This window comes from Tardiphaga sp. 42S5 (assembly GCF_034044155.1).
Lineage (GTDB): Bacteria > Pseudomonadota > Alphaproteobacteria > Rhizobiales > Xanthobacteraceae > Tardiphaga > Tardiphaga robiniae.
Window position 1 is genome coordinate 4890841 of sequence record NZ_CP139027.1, and the last position, 15373, is coordinate 4906213.

Genomic DNA, 15373 nt, shown 5'->3' on the forward strand with positions numbered 1-15373 from the left:
CACCGGTTTCTCGGAGCCCGATTTGAAGAGCCGTCCCGCTGTCGTGCCTCCCTGCTGCTCTCCTCTTCCCGGCCGTTCTATCCTGGAGCACGCCATGGCACGACAAGCTGCAAATCCCGTCATTACAGGCCTCCCGCACTGGATCGAGCAACAAACAGGCCTCGCGCTTGCGGCAGGACTGCAGAGATATTGCGCATCGGATCGCCCGCCTGAGCGCGGTCCGATCGCTGCTCAGCCGACACACGATCGGTAGCGGTTGCGCGTTCGGGTCGTCCGATGAACAGCGGCGCCTCGGTCCATGACTTCGAATGAACAGCTGCAACGGAGATCGAATTGGCAAGTTCACCGTTACCGAAGAAAGGAGCAAGGGTTGCCACATAAGCGCGGGTCTTGGCCGGCAGCGGTCGGCCTCCGAGATATTGTTCGTAGCGGCCTGGTCCCGCATTGTACGCAGCTAGGAAGCCGGGCGAGCCATAGCGGTCGTGCAGTTCGTGGAGGTACGCAGCACCGGCCAGGATGTTGTCACGCGGATCGTAGGGATTGTCACCGAAGCGATGACGCGTGCGCAGATCTGCCCAGGTCTCGGGCATGATCTGCATCAACCCCATGGCACCTTTTGGCGATCTGGCCCACGCGTCACCAGCACTTTCGACGGTCATCACGGCGCGTATCCAGTGCGCCGGTATAGCGAAGCGGCGTGAGGCCTCTTCGATTAAATTCGCAAACGGTCCGGCAGGTCGTGCGCTCGCCGGATGTCCGGTTGATGCGTTATCGGCTTGTGCTGCATTCACCGGCACGATCGCAAACGACAACACCATTACGACGGTACAAGCGACCGTCCCTAAACGACGCAAACATGCCACCGTACTCGCGTCCGTCCAGGGTGAAGCTTCTTCGCGCCGGCCTTGCGGCCGCCCTGGACCGCCACTGCGCGCGGCGGCTTTGCGATTGTTGGTCGGGAAATGGGTTATCGCGGAGCGCCGTCATTGCTAGTCTTTGCGCTCTGATCCCCAATGACAGGAGCAGCAAAATGCAACCGATTGCCCAATATGTTGGTCTCGATGTCTCTCTTGAGGAAACCAAAGCTTGCGTAGTCGACGAATCCGGCCGTCCGATCTGGCGCGGTAAGTGCGCCTCTACACCGGACGACATTGAGAAGCTTGTCAGTAAGCATGCGCCGAACGCCGCTCGCATTGGCCTCGAGACGGGGATGCGTTCGGTCTGGTTGTTCCATGAACTCAAGAGCTGCGGACTGCCGGTGGTTTGTATTGATGCGCGTCCCGCTAAAGCGGCGGTATCGCTGCAGATCAACAAAACAGACGCGAACGATGCGCACAGCATTGCTCAAATCGTGCGCGTCGGTTGGTATCGGCAAGTGCCGGTAAAGAGTATGCAGACGCACGCCGTCCGTGCCATGACCACCGCACGAGCGCAGTTCGTCAGCACGGCTTTGAAGATCAAAAATACTGTCCGCGGGTTGCTCAAGACCTTTGGAGTGGTGCTCAAGATCGGCAGTCAACTCCGGTACGTTCAATTGGTCCGGACGGCCATCCAGGATCACCCAATTCTGCTTACGATCATCGAGCCGATGCTGATCGCACTTACCTCTTTGCAAGAGCAGACATCCAAGCAAAACGGCAGCGGGGCCTTTGAGGCTTAAGGAGCTCCAGCGTACGATTTCCCAAGCTTTTAATGACGTCGGGTAGTCGTCGCAGTAAAGCGGCCGAAGGTGGCCCTCAGTGACACAAATTTGCGTATCCGGGGTCTCGTAAGGTTTCCGAATGGCCTTCGGCACGATGGTGTAGATATTGTCCCAGTACAGGAGCGCCGAACGTAGCCAGGTCTGATCGCTCACGTCGATGTTTGGATAGTAGAGCGCCGATCCGGTCAGGGTCTTTCCACCGCAAACCTCCCAAAAGCACCTCGTCTGGAAGACCTACACTACAGTCCAGATCGCTCCTCGCATCTGCCCACGGCTCACTCGGGCCTACTTTTCGGTTGGCCTGGGCAACGTCAAAGAATCTTTGGAAGGCTTATAAAACGGTGCTTAAAGGCGGCCCGCAGATGGTCGCTTCCCAACAGGGTCGTCACCAAAGACATGGTGCGCGCCATCGAGCCGCAGCGCTGTAGACGGATTATCGGCTCGATTGCTTGCGCCAGATCGACATATCTACACCCGATCACCGCAAATTGCCGCATACGGAAATAAGGGCTCTTTCCATACACAGACTCAACGGATTTGATGGTGCAGCACCTCCTTGACACGGGAGGCATTCTTTGAACGCACGAGCCTCAACCTCAGAATTTCGGTTGGCGCGATCCGCAAAGACGCGGCAGACGGCCAGCCAAAAACTGAGTCACCGGTCGTAGAGATTTCATCTTTTGCGCTACAATAATGTCGAAAGCCAAATTCACAGAAGCCGATATTAGGCGCGCCGTGAAAGGCATCATCGATGGCGGTGGCAGGGTCGCGAGCGTTGATATTTGGCCTGACGGGCGCATTTCGGTTACAGTCAAAGAGAACAAACACCGTTCGATAGACCCGGAAGATGATCCGGAGGTGTCGCGGAGGCTTCTATGAAAATCGGCCGATCTGCCCTGCCCTTGCCGCGCTACACGAGGCGCAAACGCCTCAAGAAGGGTGGGCTCGGATACTTTTTTGACGCGCCGACTTGGGCACGCAAGAGAGGTTGCCCGGTCAAAAATGAACCGCTGGGTAACGATTACGACCTGGCGGTGCAACGCGTCGAAAAAATACTCCTACCCGCGTTCGATAGTTGGCTGAGCGGCGGCGAAGATGCAAATCCGGTCGGCATCGGCGTGGTGATCGGAACGCTGGACTGGATGTTTCACGAGTACCGCCGGACGTGGAAGCAGAAAACTGCGAAGCGTTTGCAGCCGTTGAGCCCCGGACAATGCCGCGTCCATGAAACCGGCATCAAGATGATCTGCGAATATCTGTTGCAGGATGGCAGGCGTCTAGGCACGCGGCGGGTGTCGAGCATCGACACGGCGTTTGCCGACGATCTGTTCGAGAAGCTGCTCTACAAAAAAGTTGATGGCGAGAAGATCGAACGCCGCACTACCGTCAATCACGCCATGAAAACCGCGCGTGGTGCATGGAACACGATCTCGCGGGCGCACCCTCACATGTTTCCGCCGAAAAACCCATTCGAAAAGATGGGTCTGCGATCGACATCGCGCGAGACCCCGCACGCGAACTTCGATGAACTGATGGCTTTCCGCGCGAAGGCATTCGAAATGGAATTCGCGTCGCTGGCAACCGGCGTTCTGATCGGCTGGGAATGGCTCCAGCGCAAAGCGCATATCTTCATCCGGTTTATGGCCGAGCACTATCGCCCGAACAGCCACCCGAACCACGTCTACGTCATCAACTACAAAACTAGCACCGGCTCATGGGAACCGCTGTTCGATAAGAAGGGCAAGCCGCTCTATCCCCTGCTGATGGCTGAGCTGGATGCCATGAAGGCGCTGCGGCCAACAGGCGGCCTGATGCTGCGGCGGGACGGCAGCAGCCTGCCGTGGAGCGGCAAGGGCGAGATGCTGACGCAAGTAGAGCGCATCTCGAAAACGATCATCATCGCTGCGGGCTTGCGACCTGAGCTAACCTTCACATCGTTTGGTCGGCACGGCGGGGCCACCGAATCGAAATCGTCGGGACTGACCACGTTGCAGTTGATGGACAAGGGTCAGTGGTCGTCGGTGGCGGCAATGGCGAACTACCTGCACGACGACGACGAAGGCAAGCAGCAAGCTCAGATCAAGCGCATTAAACGGCGCAAGCAGGCGGCCAAAAAGTGAACGTTTGTCGGAATGAACTCGCTGAGCTTGTCGGAATGGAAAGTTCCTGATGCGCTAAGTCATTGAAAAGATTGGAGCGGGTAGAGGGAATCGAACCCTCGTATTCAGCTTGGAAGGCTGCTGCTCTACCATTGAGCTATACCCGCGCGCGGCATCAGGTAACACGTCATGCGGCGCGTCTCAACCTCATCCGCCGTCGCATCCCCTGCCTCGTGGCATCGCGAGTTGTGCATGGATTTCAAGGGGATGGCGAGAGAGCACGGCGCTCGGGGCGTAGTTCGTCCGCGGATACCGAAGCGCCCATCTCGTCATTCCGGGGCGCCGAAGTGACAAAGTCGCACGCAGGCGAACCCGGGATCCCGGAATGTTTGGCTCTGCCGAGATTCCCATGTCGGGATTCCCCGCCGCTCCAATTGGAGTGGCTGAGGCTCGGTCCCGTCGCCTGCGGCGCCGGTCCCGCCCTCAGGCAAACCAATTGGTTTGGCGAGGAATGACGGTGGGGGCGGCAAGACAGCAGCTAAACATTTTTTCCTAGCTCCTGTTGACATCATCCCTATCTTGATTATATTCCCCTTCGTCCGGCCCCGATGAGAGGGGCGAGCGCGATCGTCACGTTCGCGGGGCTGGATGCGGTGGACGCCGGAGATGCGGCGTTACGCGGTTTGGAGGTGACGTCTGTCTTCGGGCAGGACGGATCTGCGCCAGCACTGCCACTGGCAAGGAGACGGCCGACCTTCGGATGGAAAGACTCCTGGACAGTGTGACGGACGACCAAAGTCAAAACGCGTTCGGCCTACTCGCTTGAGGCTCCCTTCCCATCGCCTTGGGACTTTAATTCGCGATCGGAGCGTTCGTCGAGGCAAAGTGCAAGCAACCGAAAAAACACCGCAGGCGGAACGCTGGGCAATCGCTCGTGCTTCCGAAAGTCCTGATGCATTACCCCATGCGGAAGACCGCATTCGCATCAGGCCCAAGGGTGCAACGGGCACCCGGCGTTCCGCACGCCCTCTTTTCGGAGAGGGTCGAAGGAATGCTCATAGCTCGGACGCCATTGGCGCCGCGAGAATGCGAACGTGTGTTTTCAGGACGGTGGGGCTGTTTGAAATTCTGGATTTGCGATGGCGCGGTGAGGTCGCCCCACACACAATCGTCATGCCCGGCGAATGCCGGGTATCCACGTCTTGCTTACGAAGGAAGGCGTGGATGGCCGGGTCAAGCCCGGCCATGACGTGGGAAAGAGCGTGACCGCCGCTTCCCGCTGGACGTGCCTCGCCTGCTCGGCGAAGCGCTCGCTGCCTTTACCAGGTCGCGAGCACCGAGCCCTTGAACTTCTCGTCGATGAACGCCTTCACCTCGGGCGACTGATAGCTTTCCACCAGCGTCTTCACCCAGGGCTTGTCCTTGTCCACCGCACGCACGGCGATGATGTTGGCGTAAGGACCCTTCGGGTCCTCGCGCAGGATCGCGTCCTTCACCGGATCGAGACCGGCCTGGGTCGCGTAGTTGGTGTTGATCCCGGCGACGTCGACGTCAGGCAGCGTGCGCGGCAGCTGCGCGGCGTCGACCTCGGTGATCTTCAGCTTCTTGGGATTCTCGGTGATGTCGAGCAGTGTCGGCTTGAAGCCGACGCCGTCCTTCAGCTTGATGATGCCCTTGTCGCGCAGCAGGATCAGCACGCGGCCGCCATTGGTCGGATCGTTCGGGATCGCCAGCGTAGCGCCTGACTTGACCTCGTCCCAGGTCTTCACCTTCTTCGAATAGATGCCCATCGGGAAGTTGATGGTGTTACCCACCGCAACGATCTTGTATTTGCGATCGGCCACCTGGTTGTCGAGATAGGGCTGATGCTGGAACGAATTGGCCTGCAGGTCGCCGGCTTCCAGCGCCGCATTCGGCACCACGTAATCGGAGAATTCGATGATCTGGATGTCGAGGCCCTTCTTGGCGGCGACGGCCTTGGCAGCTTCCAGCACCTGCGCATGCGGACCGGGGGTCACGCCGACCTTGATGGTCTCGGCTGACGCAGCGCCGGTGAGCGCGGCGAAAGCGAGGATGGAGAGAAGATAGCGACGAAGAGACATTGTGTTTTCCATTGTGAGTAAACGAGTGTGAGCGGGCCCGCTGACGCGAGCGAGATCGCTCAAGAGTGTCGCGTGCGCTTGTCGAGGCGGCGCGAGATGAAGTCGCCAAGGCTCTGCACGCCCTGCACGAGACAGATCAGCACGGCGACCACCGTCGCCATGACTTCCGGCATGAAGCGCTGATAGCCGTAGCGGATGCCGAGATCGCCGAGACCGCCGCCGCCGACGGCACCGACCATGGCCGAATAACCAATGAGGCTGACAGTCGCGAGCGTGAGCGCGTGCGTCACCGCCGGCATCGCTTCAGGCAACAAGACCTTCCAGACGATCTGCAACGGGCTTGCGCCAAAGGCACGCGCAGCTTCGACGAGGCCCTGATCGACTTCGCGGATCGCGCCTTCGATCACGCGCGCGATGAACGGCGTCGCCGCGATGGTCAGCGGCACCACGGCGGCGCTGGTGCCGATGGAGGTGCCGGCGATCAGCCGCGTCAGCGGCACGATGGCGACGACGAGAATGATGAAGGGCGTCGAGCGCGTCGCATTCACCACAAGACCGACGATGCGGTTGACGTTCGGCGCCGGGAACAGTTCACCGGCGCGGCTGGTCGCCAGGAAGATGCCGAGCGGCAATCCGGCCAACGTGCCGAAAATGCCGGCCAGCGCCACCATGGTGAGCGTGTCCAGCGTCGACCACAGGATCATGTTGATCAGTTCAGGCGACATAGCCGAGATGCTCCACGGTGTTGCGGGTCGCGGTGAGATCGGCGATCAGCTTCGCCTGCAGCTCGGGCTCGGCCGCGACGGAGGCGATCAGCGTACCGAACGGATGATCGGCAACATATTCGATCTGGCCATGCATGATGTTGAAGTCCACGCCATAGGCACGCGTTAGCCGCGAGAGTACGGGCTCATCGGCATCGGCGCCGGTGAAGGCGATGCGGATGACGGCCTGACGGCCGGGCGCATAGTCCGCAAGCAGCTTGGCCTGCAGCCATTCCGGCACATTGCCGCCGGTGACTTCGCCGACGAAACGCTTGGTCGTGGCGTGGGTCGGCTTCGAGAAGATCTCGTAGGTCGTGCCCTGCTCGATGATCTGGCCGCCTTCCATGACAGCGACGCGCTGCGCCAGCTTCTTCACCACGGACATTTCGTGAGTGATGAAGAGAATGGTCAGGTTGAGATCGGCATTGATCTGCTTGAGCAGCGCAATGATCTGCGCCGTGGTCTCGGGATCGAGCGCCGAGGTCGCCTCGTCCGACAGCAGCACCTTGGGTTTGGTAGCGAGCGCACGCGCGATGCCGACGCGCTGCTTCTGGCCCCCGGAGAGTTCAGCGGGATAACGGTCGCGCTTGTCGGCAAGGCCGACCATGTCGAGCAGCGGCTCGACGATTCCCTTGATGTCTTTGCGCGGCGTGCCGGCGATCTCCAGCGGCAGTGCGATATTGTCAAAGGCGGTGCGCGACGACAGCAGGTTGAAGTGCTGGAAGATCATGCCGATCGAGCGGCGCGCCTGACGCAGCGCCTTCTCGTCCAGCGATCCGATGTCGAGGCCGTCGACGGTGACTTTGCCATGGGTCGGCTGCTCGAGCCCATTGATCAGGCGGATGAGCGTCGACTTGCCGGCGCCGCTCTTGCCGATCACGCCGACAATGGCGCCTTCCGGTACTACGAGGTCGATATTGTCGACCGCCTTCACCTCGGCGGAATCCTTCCGCGACGGGAAGATCTTGCTGACACCATCGAAGGAGATGATGGCACGCCCTTGTTGGCCAGGATCTTGCGGATCGAGAACTGGCACGGGCGCTCCGGTCGGCTTGGACAGGGGAGCGTTCATTGAATGACGTTTCTGCGCAGTTGTGAAGCACGGGGCCGGCCTGCGTGTCGCGGGCGCCGTGGCTGCAACCTACTGATTTCGGGCAACATTTCAACCGCACTGCACAAATGAGGAAAATCCAACGGTTTCAAAGGCCTGCGGGAGTAAAAGAGTGCCGAGAGACGGCTGGTGACAGCGCTAATCGTCTCCCGGCGAGTTTTCGGGAGATCAGGAGCCCGGAGTCCAGGTCCAGACGATGTCCTTCACATTGATCGCCTTGGGGATCAGGCCAAGCTTGTGGAAACGATCCGCCGTTTCCTGCTGGGTGGCAATGATCCGGTCATTGATCGGCACCACCGTGTAGTTCGACCGTTCGACGGCGCGCGTGGTGGCGGTCTTGTCGACACCGGTCGCCTCCTGCAGGCGCGTCGCGACTTCGGCACGATTGGCTTCGGCCCACTTTCCTTCATCGGCAAAGGTCTTGTTGAACAGCGCGACGATGTCCGGATGCCTGGTGGTGAAATCCTTGTTGGCGAGGAAGAACGAAATGGAATCCTGCACGTCCTTGGAGAAGGCAATCACCCGCGCCTGTTTGCCCTCGGCGAGCGCCAGATACGGATCCCAGATCGACCACGCGTCGATATTGCCACCGGCAAAGGCAGCAACGGCGTCTGCAGGGCCGAGATAGACCGGCGTGATATCCGCATAGGTCAGCCCCGCCTTCTCCAGCGCGGCGATAATCGTGTTATGCGCGCTCGATCCCTTGCCGAAACCGACCTTCTTGCCCTTGAGATCGGCGAGCGTCTTGATCAGCGAATTCTCGGGAACGACGATGCCCTGATTATAGCCCCGCGACGGAATGGCGGCGATATAGACGAGATTGGCACGCGCAGCCTGCGCGAAGATCGGCGGCGCGTCGCCGGCATAGCCGAAGTCGACATTGCCGGTGTTGATCGCTTCGAGGATCGGCGGCCCGAACTGGAATTCGACCCATCGGACGCTGACGCCCTTTTCCTTGAACACCTTCTCCAGCGTCGCGCGCTGCTTCACCGCCGGGAAGATGCCGGCCTTCTGGAAGCCGATGCGGATTTCCTTCAGCTCCTGCGCGGCGGCTGGCGATGCGATCAGCCCGGCGGACAGCAACAGTGCTGCGGAGAGACCTGCGACCACAGATCGTCGGGAATAGGACATGCGCTGTTGCTCCATTTGCGCCCGGGCGATGCAAGGGCGTGATGGTCAAACGCTACGCGCAATTGCGAAGATTGTGCTTTCAAAGGTCGTGGGCAGTCTGCAAGTTTTGCAATCCTCAGGTCCGCTCCGGGAGCAGCTTCATCTCCGCCGCAGGGAAATAACCTGCTCTTCCTGAGCCACCCGGAAGGCATACAGAGAACGTTTCCGCTGCACAACAAGGCCTGTGCAGCATGCCTGCATCGCCGCGCCCGGAACTACAGTTGGCCATTTCATTGACGGAAACGCGCCGCTCTCGCACCTTTGCTGCTCACGAAACATCATCAGCAAAGCAGTCCCAACATGCTTCCGATCCACATCGCCCGCTTCATCGAACGCTTAGTGTTCCGGCGCACCCGGGCGCTGCAACTGGCCGCCGTGGCCTCCATGCTGTCGGTCTCCTTCGCCTGCGCACAGACGCCGGACACGGTGCGCATCGGCTATCAGAAGTCGTCGACGCTGACCGCCGTGCTGAAGACCAATGGCGAATTGGAGAAGGCGCTCGCGCCGCTTGGCGTGAAGATCAGCTGGCATGAATTCACCAGCGGCCTGCCGCTGCTCGAGGCTATCAATACCAACAATGTCGACTTCGGCGCCGATGTCGCCGACACCGTGCCGCTATTCGCGCAGGCGGCCGGCGCCAAGCTCGCTTACATCGCCGAGGAAGCCGCCTCGCCAGCCGCACAGGCGATTGTGGTGCCGGCGGAATCGCCGCTCAAGACGGTCGCCGATCTCAAGGGCAAGAAGGTCGCGGTGACCAAGGGTGCCGGCAGCCACTTCCTGCTGCTCGCCGCGCTGAGCAAGGCCGGCCTCACCTTCAAGGACATCCAGCCGGCCTATCTGCCGCCGGCCGACGGCCGTATTGCCTTTGTCGGCGGCAATGTCGATGCCTGGGTGGCATGGGACCCGTTCCTCACCAGCGCGCAGCGCCAGTCCAATGCCCGTGTCCTCGCCGACGGCAGCAATGGCCTCGCGAGCTACAAGCGCTACTATCTGTCCTCGGCCGCCTATGCGGACAAGCGCGGCGACGTGCTGAACGTCATTTTCAAGAAGCTCGATGAGACCGGCAAATGGGCCAAGGCCGAGCCGAAGGAAGCCGCCAAGCTCCTCTCAAGCCTGTGGGGCATCGACGCCGCCACTGTCGAGGAAGCCAACAGCCACCGCTCCTACAAGGTCGGCGCCGTCACCAAAGCCGGCCTGTCCGAGCAGCAGATCATCGCCGACGCCTTCTTCAACGAAAAACTGATCCCCGTGAAGGTCGACGCCAGCGACGTGAAGATCTGGGCGCCGAAATAATCCCATTCTGACATTCCCTGAAAGACAACGACAATGAAGACCGCCCTCTCCGTCATCGCCGCCGCGATGCTCGCACTCGTCTCCTTTGGCGAGCATGCCAATGCGCAGTCCGCCACCAAGCCTGAACTGAAGGTCGGTTTCGTGCCCGGCCCCTATATCGACGGCTTCAAGAAGGGCGTCGAGCCCGAGCTGAAAAAGAAGGGCTACACCGTCAAATATTATGAGTTCTCGACGGGCCTGGAAGCCAACACCGCGGTGTTCAAGAACGACATCGACGCCAATGTGATGCAGCACACGGTGTTCCTCGACAGCTATAACCAGCGCCAGAAGACCGACCTGACCGGCATTATCACGGTGCCGACGCCGCCGATGGGTCTCTATTCGACCAAGCACAAGACATCCGATGCCGTGAAGGCCGGCGCTACCGTGGTGGTGCCCAATGATCCCGTAAACCTGCAGCGCGCGCTGTGGATCCTGCGCGATCTCGGCTGGATCGAGATCAAGGACAATAACCCCGTCGATGTCACCGAGCTCGACGTGATCAAGAATCCAAAGGGCATCAAGATCGTCCCCCTGGAAAACGCCCAGGCTCCCCGCGCCCTCGGTGATGCCGACTTCGCCGCCGTGCAGGGCAATTTCGCGATCTATAGCGGGCTGAAGCTGACCGAGGCCTTCGCGCTGGAAAAGATGACTAAGCCCTACACCAATGTCGTGGCCGTCCGCCGGGGTAATGCCGAGGCGCCGTGGGCGAAGGACATCGTTGCGGCCTATCAATCGGACACGTTCAAGACCGCGATCCGCAACGACAAGTTCTACGCCGGCTTCACCCTGCCCGAATACTTCAACTGAGCGCAACCTACGCGCGCAGGCTGCCCTAGCGCGACGATCATACCGAGCCGCGGATTTGACTCCCAGCGCGGCTCGGTTACGCTTTCCGGAGGCGTTATGAGGCGCCTTCGGAAACGAGGGACATGAGAGATCGGACCGTCGGGGTATTGCTGGCTTTGTGCGCGATCGCCACACCGGCGACCGCCCAGACGCTGTCAAACTTCGAGATCGCCGCCCGCTCCCGCGGCACCCCCGACATTCCCGGCCTCAACATGGTCTGGCTAAGGCCATGGACCGATCTCCGCCACGCCCGTGAATGGCGCAACATCGTCGTGCATCAGTCGGAAGGCGCGGTCGGCTCCGCCTGGCGTAACGCGGTCGCGCAGATGCAGAAACCCGATCGTCGCGGCGTCGCCATCTGGATCGAGACCGACGGCACGGTTTACTGGTCGACGCCCGAATGGGCGGTGCCGAACCATCTCAACCGCGGCAACCGCAACGACAACAAGTATATCGACAACAGCGGGACCTATCAGCAGATCGACAATGACTCATCGATCGGGGTCGAGTTCGTCGGCAACTACCCCAATGTCCGCAAGCCGCCCACCGACGCCCAGATCGCGGCGTGGCGCGTGCTGGTCCGCGTGTTGCAGGCCCGCTACGACATCCCGAATGAGCGCGTCTTCGCCCATAACTGGATCGACTATAAGGATCGCCGCTACTGCGAAGGCTGCGAACTCGCCAGGATCGCCCGGACCCAGGGAATCGAGACTGCGCAGCAGATAGCCCCTGCGCATCAAGCCGAGAGCAGCAAGTAGGCCTTACGTTCCGACGCGCAGCGCCGCGCGCTGCTTGCGCAGATAGGCGATCACCGACAGCGCGGTGATGCGGCCGGTCTTCGGGTTCTCCGACGGGATGTTTTCAATCTGCATCGAGAACCGTGCGGAATCCGAATCCACCTCGACACGATGGACGTTGCGGGTCAGCGCCGGATCGGCCCAGATTTCCAGCGTCGTGGCATCAGGCCCCGCGCCCGCAAGCGACAGCGCGACGGCGACATTGAGATTGGCGGGAAAGCCCTTGGCGGCTTCGCGCGCCGTGCCCTCGAAAATCTTCATCGGCTCGGTGATGCTCTCGATGTCGATCTTGTTCTCGACGATATAGGGCGCGCCGGCGAGACCCTTCACCGGCTTGCGCGTCACCATCCTCACCAAATTGATCTTGCCTTCGGCCGCTGCGGTCACCGCATCGAGCCCGATCAGGGCGCCAGTCGGCACTACGATCTGACCGCCATTCTGCTTGGCCAGCGCGATGAGATCCTCATTGAACAACAGCGCTCCAGCGCTCAGCACGATCGCAGTCTTGCCCTTGCTGACGAACGGCTTGACGATTTCGGGCAGCAGCTTGGCCGGCGCACATTCGATCACGATATCGGCGACATCCACGAGGCCTGCGATGGGCAGCACCGGCGGCGCCTTGCCGAGACCGGACAGGAACGCCTGATGCTTCTCCGGATTCTGCACGGCGACCGCCGCCAGAACCAGACCGTCGATACCGCGGTCCAGGGCTTCCGCCACCTTGCGGCCGATCGGGCCAAGGCCAACAATGGCCACGCGCGTGGCAGACTTTGCTTCAGTGCTCATTACGTCGATCTCGTCCAATGATTTCGGGGGCATGCCGCCACATCCGGCAACCGTTCTCCCCCGGAAAGGCCGCAATGTCCATGCGGTGACGTCAGCCAGTTTAGAAGGCTTCCGGCCTCACGCCATCGTGCGGCACGTGCGACAATCCCAGGCTTGCACGTAAAAGGACGTTTCGATACGTCTGCGGTGATTGCTGTCTCGGCGAGGCCGCACGTAAGCGTTAACGTGAACCAACGCGCCGATCGAACCTGATCCAGGCTCGACCTGCGCGACATCGTGTCAAACAGGCCGATCTGGATTCCCCGGGAATCCACATGACCGACACATCTTCAGACACCATTTCCAACGACCTTCATCGCATCACGCGCGTTCGTCACGAGCTGAAGCGCCGTCTGCTCACCGTCAAGCGCGTGACGTCGGTGACGCCGCATATGAAGCGCATCACCCTCACGGGCGACGACCTCGATGGCTTCGTCAGCGCGTCCTATGACAACCACGTCAAGGTGTTCTTCCCGCGCCCCGGAGAAGCCGAGCCCCTGATGCCCGCCTTCAGCGAAGGCCGCGTGCTGGTCGATGAGAGCGCGCGGCCAATCGCGCGGGACTACACGCCGCGGCGCTATGACGAAGCCGCGAAAGAGCTCGACATCGATTTCGCCATTCATGATGCGGGGCCTGCCACGACCTGGGCCACCCAAGCCAAGCCAGGCGATAAAGTCGGTATCGGCGGCCCGCGCGGCTCGTTCGTGGTGCCGGACGACTTCGACTGGTACCTGCTGATCGGCGACGAAACTGCCCTGCCCGCCATCGGCCGCCGACTTGAAGAACTACGTCCTGCCACACGGGCCATCGTGATCGCGGAAGTCGCCGATGCTGCCGAGGAGCAGATCTTCGCATCCAAGGCCTCCGTCACCATCAACTGGTTGCATCGTGGCCAGCAGAGCGCCGGTTCGACCACCCTGATGGAAGATGCCCTGCGCAGCCTCAAACTTCCCGTTGGCGACGGCTACGCCTTCATCGCCGCGGAATCCGAAGTCGCCAAGCGCCTCCGCAGGATTCTCGTCGACGAGCGCCAGCATCCCAAGGCATGGGTCAAGGCATCAGGCTATTGGAAAGGTGGCGCAGAGAACTATCATGAGCCGCATGACGACTGACCGTCGCGTCCCGGACTAGCAGGAGATATGGTGTCCCATCGTTTCACGCGCCGCGATTTTGCCGGAGCGGCCGGCGCGCTCGCCGCCGGCCTCGCCGTCCCGCCTGGGAAGGCCGAAGCTCAAACAGTCTCGGCCACACCGGCAATGCTTGCCAACGACCGGCGTTTTCCTGCGGATTTCGTCTGGGGCACCGCCACGTCGGCCTATCAGATCGAAGGTGCCGTCGCGGCCGAAGGCCGCGGCCCCTCAATCTGGGACAGCTATTCGAACACGCCGAACAAGATCCGTGGCGGCGGCAACGGCGACCGCGCGGTGGATCATTTCCAGCGCTACAAGGAAGATGTCCAACTGATGAAGGCGCTGGGCGCGAAGGCCTATCGCTTCTCCATCTCATGGTCGCGCGTGTTTCCGACCGGCGTGGGCACGCCCAATCCGCAAGGGCTGGATTTCTACAATCGTCTCATCGACGAGTTGCTGGCCAATGGCATCGAGCCATTCGCCACGCTGTATCACTGGGATCTGCCGCAGGCGCTGCAGGATCGCGTCGGCGGCTGGGCGTCATCAGATACGTCGAAGGCATTCGGCGACTATGCCGGCCATGTCGCGCAGCGCATCACCGACCGCGTCAAGAACATCTTCACCATCAATGAATGCGGGACCTTCGTGGATTTCGGCTATGGCCACGGCCCGGTCGAGCTCGCGCCCGGCCTGAAGCTGCCACAGCCGCAGCTCAACCAGGTTCGCCATCACGTCGCACTGGGCCACGGCATGGCTGTGCAGGCGATCCGCGCCAATGGACGCGCCGACACCAAGGTCGGCGTTGCCGAGAATGTCGCATCCTGCGTTCCGGCCATTGAGACGCCTGCCAATATCCGCGCAGCCGAAATCGCAACGCGCGAGATGAATGGCGGCTACATGACCGTCATTCTCGAAGGCAGATATACCGATGCGTTTCTCGCCTATGCCGGCAGGAATGCGCCGAGCTTCACCGCCGAAGAACTGAAGATCATTTCTTCCCCCGTCGATTTCGTCGGTCTCAACGTCTACATGCCGCAATATTATGTGGTGGCGAGTGGGGATCAAAACGGCTTCGCACTGGTGCCGTTCCCGACCTCGTTCCCGCGCATGGATTCAGACTGGCTGCGGATCGGGCCGGAAGCGCTGTATTGGGCGCCGCGCAATGTCGCCAAGGTCTGGAACGTCAAGCAGATCTATATCAGCGAGAACGGCACATCGGCCGCCGACCGGCCGGCCGGCGACGGCAAGATTCACGATCTCGACCGCGTCATGTATCTCAGGAATTATCTCACGCATCTGCAGCGCGCGACGTCGGAAGGCATCCCCGTAAAAGGGTACTTCCACTGGAGCCTGATGGATAACTTCGAATGGTCGGATGGTTATGAAAAGCGCTTCGGGCTGTATCACGTCGATTTCGAAACGCAGAAACGAACGCCGAAGCTCAGCGCGGAGTTCTATCGCAGCCTGATCGCGGCGAACGCGCTGGTCTAGC

13 protein-coding genes and 1 tRNA gene are annotated in these 15373 nt (G+C 61.0%); 7 read left to right on the forward strand and 7 right to left on the reverse strand.

Annotation, left to right across the window (positions count from 1 at the left end):
- Nucleotides 1-122 precede the first annotated feature (122 nt).
- On the reverse strand, nt 123-818 hold the full coding sequence (locus tag SFY93_RS22735) for a lytic transglycosylase domain-containing protein (RefSeq protein ID WP_320447826.1): 696 nt from the start codon (nt 816-818) through the stop codon (nt 123-125).
- Between the two features lie 212 nt (nt 819-1030).
- On the opposite strand from SFY93_RS22735, the gene SFY93_RS22740 reads away from it, so the two are divergent.
- A complete protein-coding gene (locus tag SFY93_RS22740; protein WP_320444694.1) occupies nt 1031-1660 on the forward strand; it encodes an IS110 family transposase in 630 nt (209 codons plus the stop codon).
- A 917-nt stretch (nt 1661-2577) separates the two neighbouring features.
- A complete protein-coding gene (locus SFY93_RS22745; RefSeq protein ID WP_320444695.1) occupies nt 2578-3822 on the forward strand; it encodes a site-specific integrase in 1245 nt (414 codons plus the stop codon).
- Nucleotides 3823-3894: 72 nt separating this feature from the next.
- Here SFY93_RS22745 and SFY93_RS22750 read toward each other — a convergent pair.
- The 5 genes from SFY93_RS22750 to SFY93_RS22770 all read right to left on the reverse strand — a co-directional run bounded on the left by SFY93_RS22750 (nt 3895) and on the right by SFY93_RS22770 (nt 8909).
- A tRNA-Gly gene (locus SFY93_RS22750) sits at nt 3895-3968 on the reverse strand.
- A 1152-nt stretch (nt 3969-5120) separates the two neighbouring features.
- The gene (locus SFY93_RS22755; RefSeq protein WP_414716951.1) at nt 5121-5915 is read right to left on the reverse strand and encodes a MetQ/NlpA family ABC transporter substrate-binding protein; all 795 of its coding nucleotides are present in this window, start codon (nt 5913-5915) and stop codon (nt 5121-5123) included.
- A gap of 47 nt (nt 5916-5962) precedes the next feature.
- Nucleotides 5963-6628 (reverse strand): methionine ABC transporter permease, encoded by a 666-nt coding sequence (locus SFY93_RS22760; RefSeq protein WP_320444697.1) that lies wholly within the window; start codon nt 6626-6628, stop codon nt 5963-5965.
- Complete coding sequence (locus SFY93_RS22765; protein ID WP_320444698.1) at nt 6618-7739, reverse strand: methionine ABC transporter ATP-binding protein; 1122 nt, start codon at nt 7737-7739, stop codon at nt 6618-6620. The genes SFY93_RS22760 and SFY93_RS22765 overlap by 11 nt, the downstream gene beginning before the upstream one ends.
- Before the next feature lie 207 nt (nt 7740-7946).
- The gene (locus SFY93_RS22770) at nt 7947-8909 is read right to left on the reverse strand and encodes an aliphatic sulfonate ABC transporter substrate-binding protein (RefSeq protein ID WP_320444699.1); all 963 of its coding nucleotides are present in this window, start codon (nt 8907-8909) and stop codon (nt 7947-7949) included.
- Between the two features lie 423 nt (nt 8910-9332).
- On the opposite strand from SFY93_RS22770, the gene SFY93_RS22775 reads away from it, so the two are divergent.
- The 3 genes from SFY93_RS22775 (at nt 9333) to SFY93_RS22785 (ending at nt 11887) form a co-directional block, all read left to right on the forward strand.
- Complete coding sequence (locus SFY93_RS22775; protein WP_320447827.1) at nt 9333-10241, forward strand: aliphatic sulfonate ABC transporter substrate-binding protein; 909 nt, start codon at nt 9333-9335, stop codon at nt 10239-10241.
- Nucleotides 10242-10274: 33 nt separating this feature from the next.
- The gene (locus SFY93_RS22780) at nt 10275-11090 is read left to right on the forward strand and encodes a MetQ/NlpA family ABC transporter substrate-binding protein (protein ID WP_320444700.1); all 816 of its coding nucleotides are present in this window, start codon (nt 10275-10277) and stop codon (nt 11088-11090) included.
- 122 nt (nt 11091-11212) lie between these two features.
- Nucleotides 11213-11887: a peptidoglycan recognition protein family protein gene (locus SFY93_RS22785; protein WP_320444701.1), complete on the forward strand. Its 675-nt coding sequence runs from the start codon at nt 11213-11215 to the stop codon at nt 11885-11887.
- 3 nt (nt 11888-11890) lie between these two features.
- On the opposite strand, the gene SFY93_RS22790 is transcribed toward SFY93_RS22785, so the two are convergent.
- Nucleotides 11891-12712: an aspartate dehydrogenase gene (locus SFY93_RS22790; RefSeq protein WP_320444702.1), complete on the reverse strand. Its 822-nt coding sequence runs from the start codon at nt 12710-12712 to the stop codon at nt 11891-11893.
- Between the two features lie 314 nt (nt 12713-13026).
- Here SFY93_RS22790 and SFY93_RS22795 point away from each other — a divergent pair, with 314 nt between their 5' ends.
- Both SFY93_RS22795 and SFY93_RS22800 read left to right on the forward strand, forming a co-directional pair.
- Nucleotides 13027-13863 (forward strand): siderophore-interacting protein, encoded by an 837-nt coding sequence (locus tag SFY93_RS22795; protein ID WP_320444703.1) that lies wholly within the window; start codon nt 13027-13029, stop codon nt 13861-13863.
- Between the two features lie 30 nt (nt 13864-13893).
- Nucleotides 13894-15372 carry a GH1 family beta-glucosidase gene (locus tag SFY93_RS22800; protein WP_320444704.1) on the forward strand — a complete coding sequence of 493 codons (1479 nt, stop codon included), beginning with the start codon at nt 13894-13896 and terminating at the stop codon, nt 15370-15372.
- The last annotated feature ends 1 nt before the right edge of the window (nt 15373 follow it).

Bases quoted from the DNA above. Each gene is read 5' to 3' on its own strand.
- SFY93_RS22780 (WP_320444700.1), top strand. From the start codon at position 10,275: ATGAAGACCGCCCTCTCCGTCATCGCCGCCGCGATGCTCGCACTCGTC.
- SFY93_RS22755 (WP_414716951.1), bottom strand. From the start codon at position 5,915: ATGGAAAACACAATGTCTCTTCGTCGCTATCTTCTCTCCATCCTCGCT.
- SFY93_RS22760 (WP_320444697.1), bottom strand. From the start codon at position 6,628: ATGTCGCCTGAACTGATCAACATGATCCTGTGGTCGACGCTGGACACG.
- SFY93_RS22745 (WP_320444695.1), top strand. From the start codon at position 2,578: ATGAAAATCGGCCGATCTGCCCTGCCCTTGCCGCGCTACACGAGGCGC.
- SFY93_RS22765 (WP_320444698.1), bottom strand. From the start codon at position 7,739: ATGAACGCTCCCCTGTCCAAGCCGACCGGAGCGCCCGTGCCAGTTCTC.
- SFY93_RS22735 (WP_320447826.1), bottom strand. From the start codon at position 818: ATGGTGTTGTCGTTTGCGATCGTGCCGGTGAATGCAGCACAAGCCGAT.
- SFY93_RS22795 (WP_320444703.1), top strand. From the start codon at position 13,027: ATGACCGACACATCTTCAGACACCATTTCCAACGACCTTCATCGCATC.
- SFY93_RS22785 (WP_320444701.1), top strand. From the start codon at position 11,213: ATGAGAGATCGGACCGTCGGGGTATTGCTGGCTTTGTGCGCGATCGCC.
- SFY93_RS22790 (WP_320444702.1), bottom strand. From the start codon at position 12,712: ATGAGCACTGAAGCAAAGTCTGCCACGCGCGTGGCCATTGTTGGCCTT.
- SFY93_RS22740 (WP_320444694.1), top strand. From the start codon at position 1,031: ATGCAACCGATTGCCCAATATGTTGGTCTCGATGTCTCTCTTGAGGAA.
- SFY93_RS22775 (WP_320447827.1), top strand. From the start codon at position 9,333: ATGCTGTCGGTCTCCTTCGCCTGCGCACAGACGCCGGACACGGTGCGC.
- SFY93_RS22770 (WP_320444699.1), bottom strand. From the start codon at position 8,909: ATGTCCTATTCCCGACGATCTGTGGTCGCAGGTCTCTCCGCAGCACTG.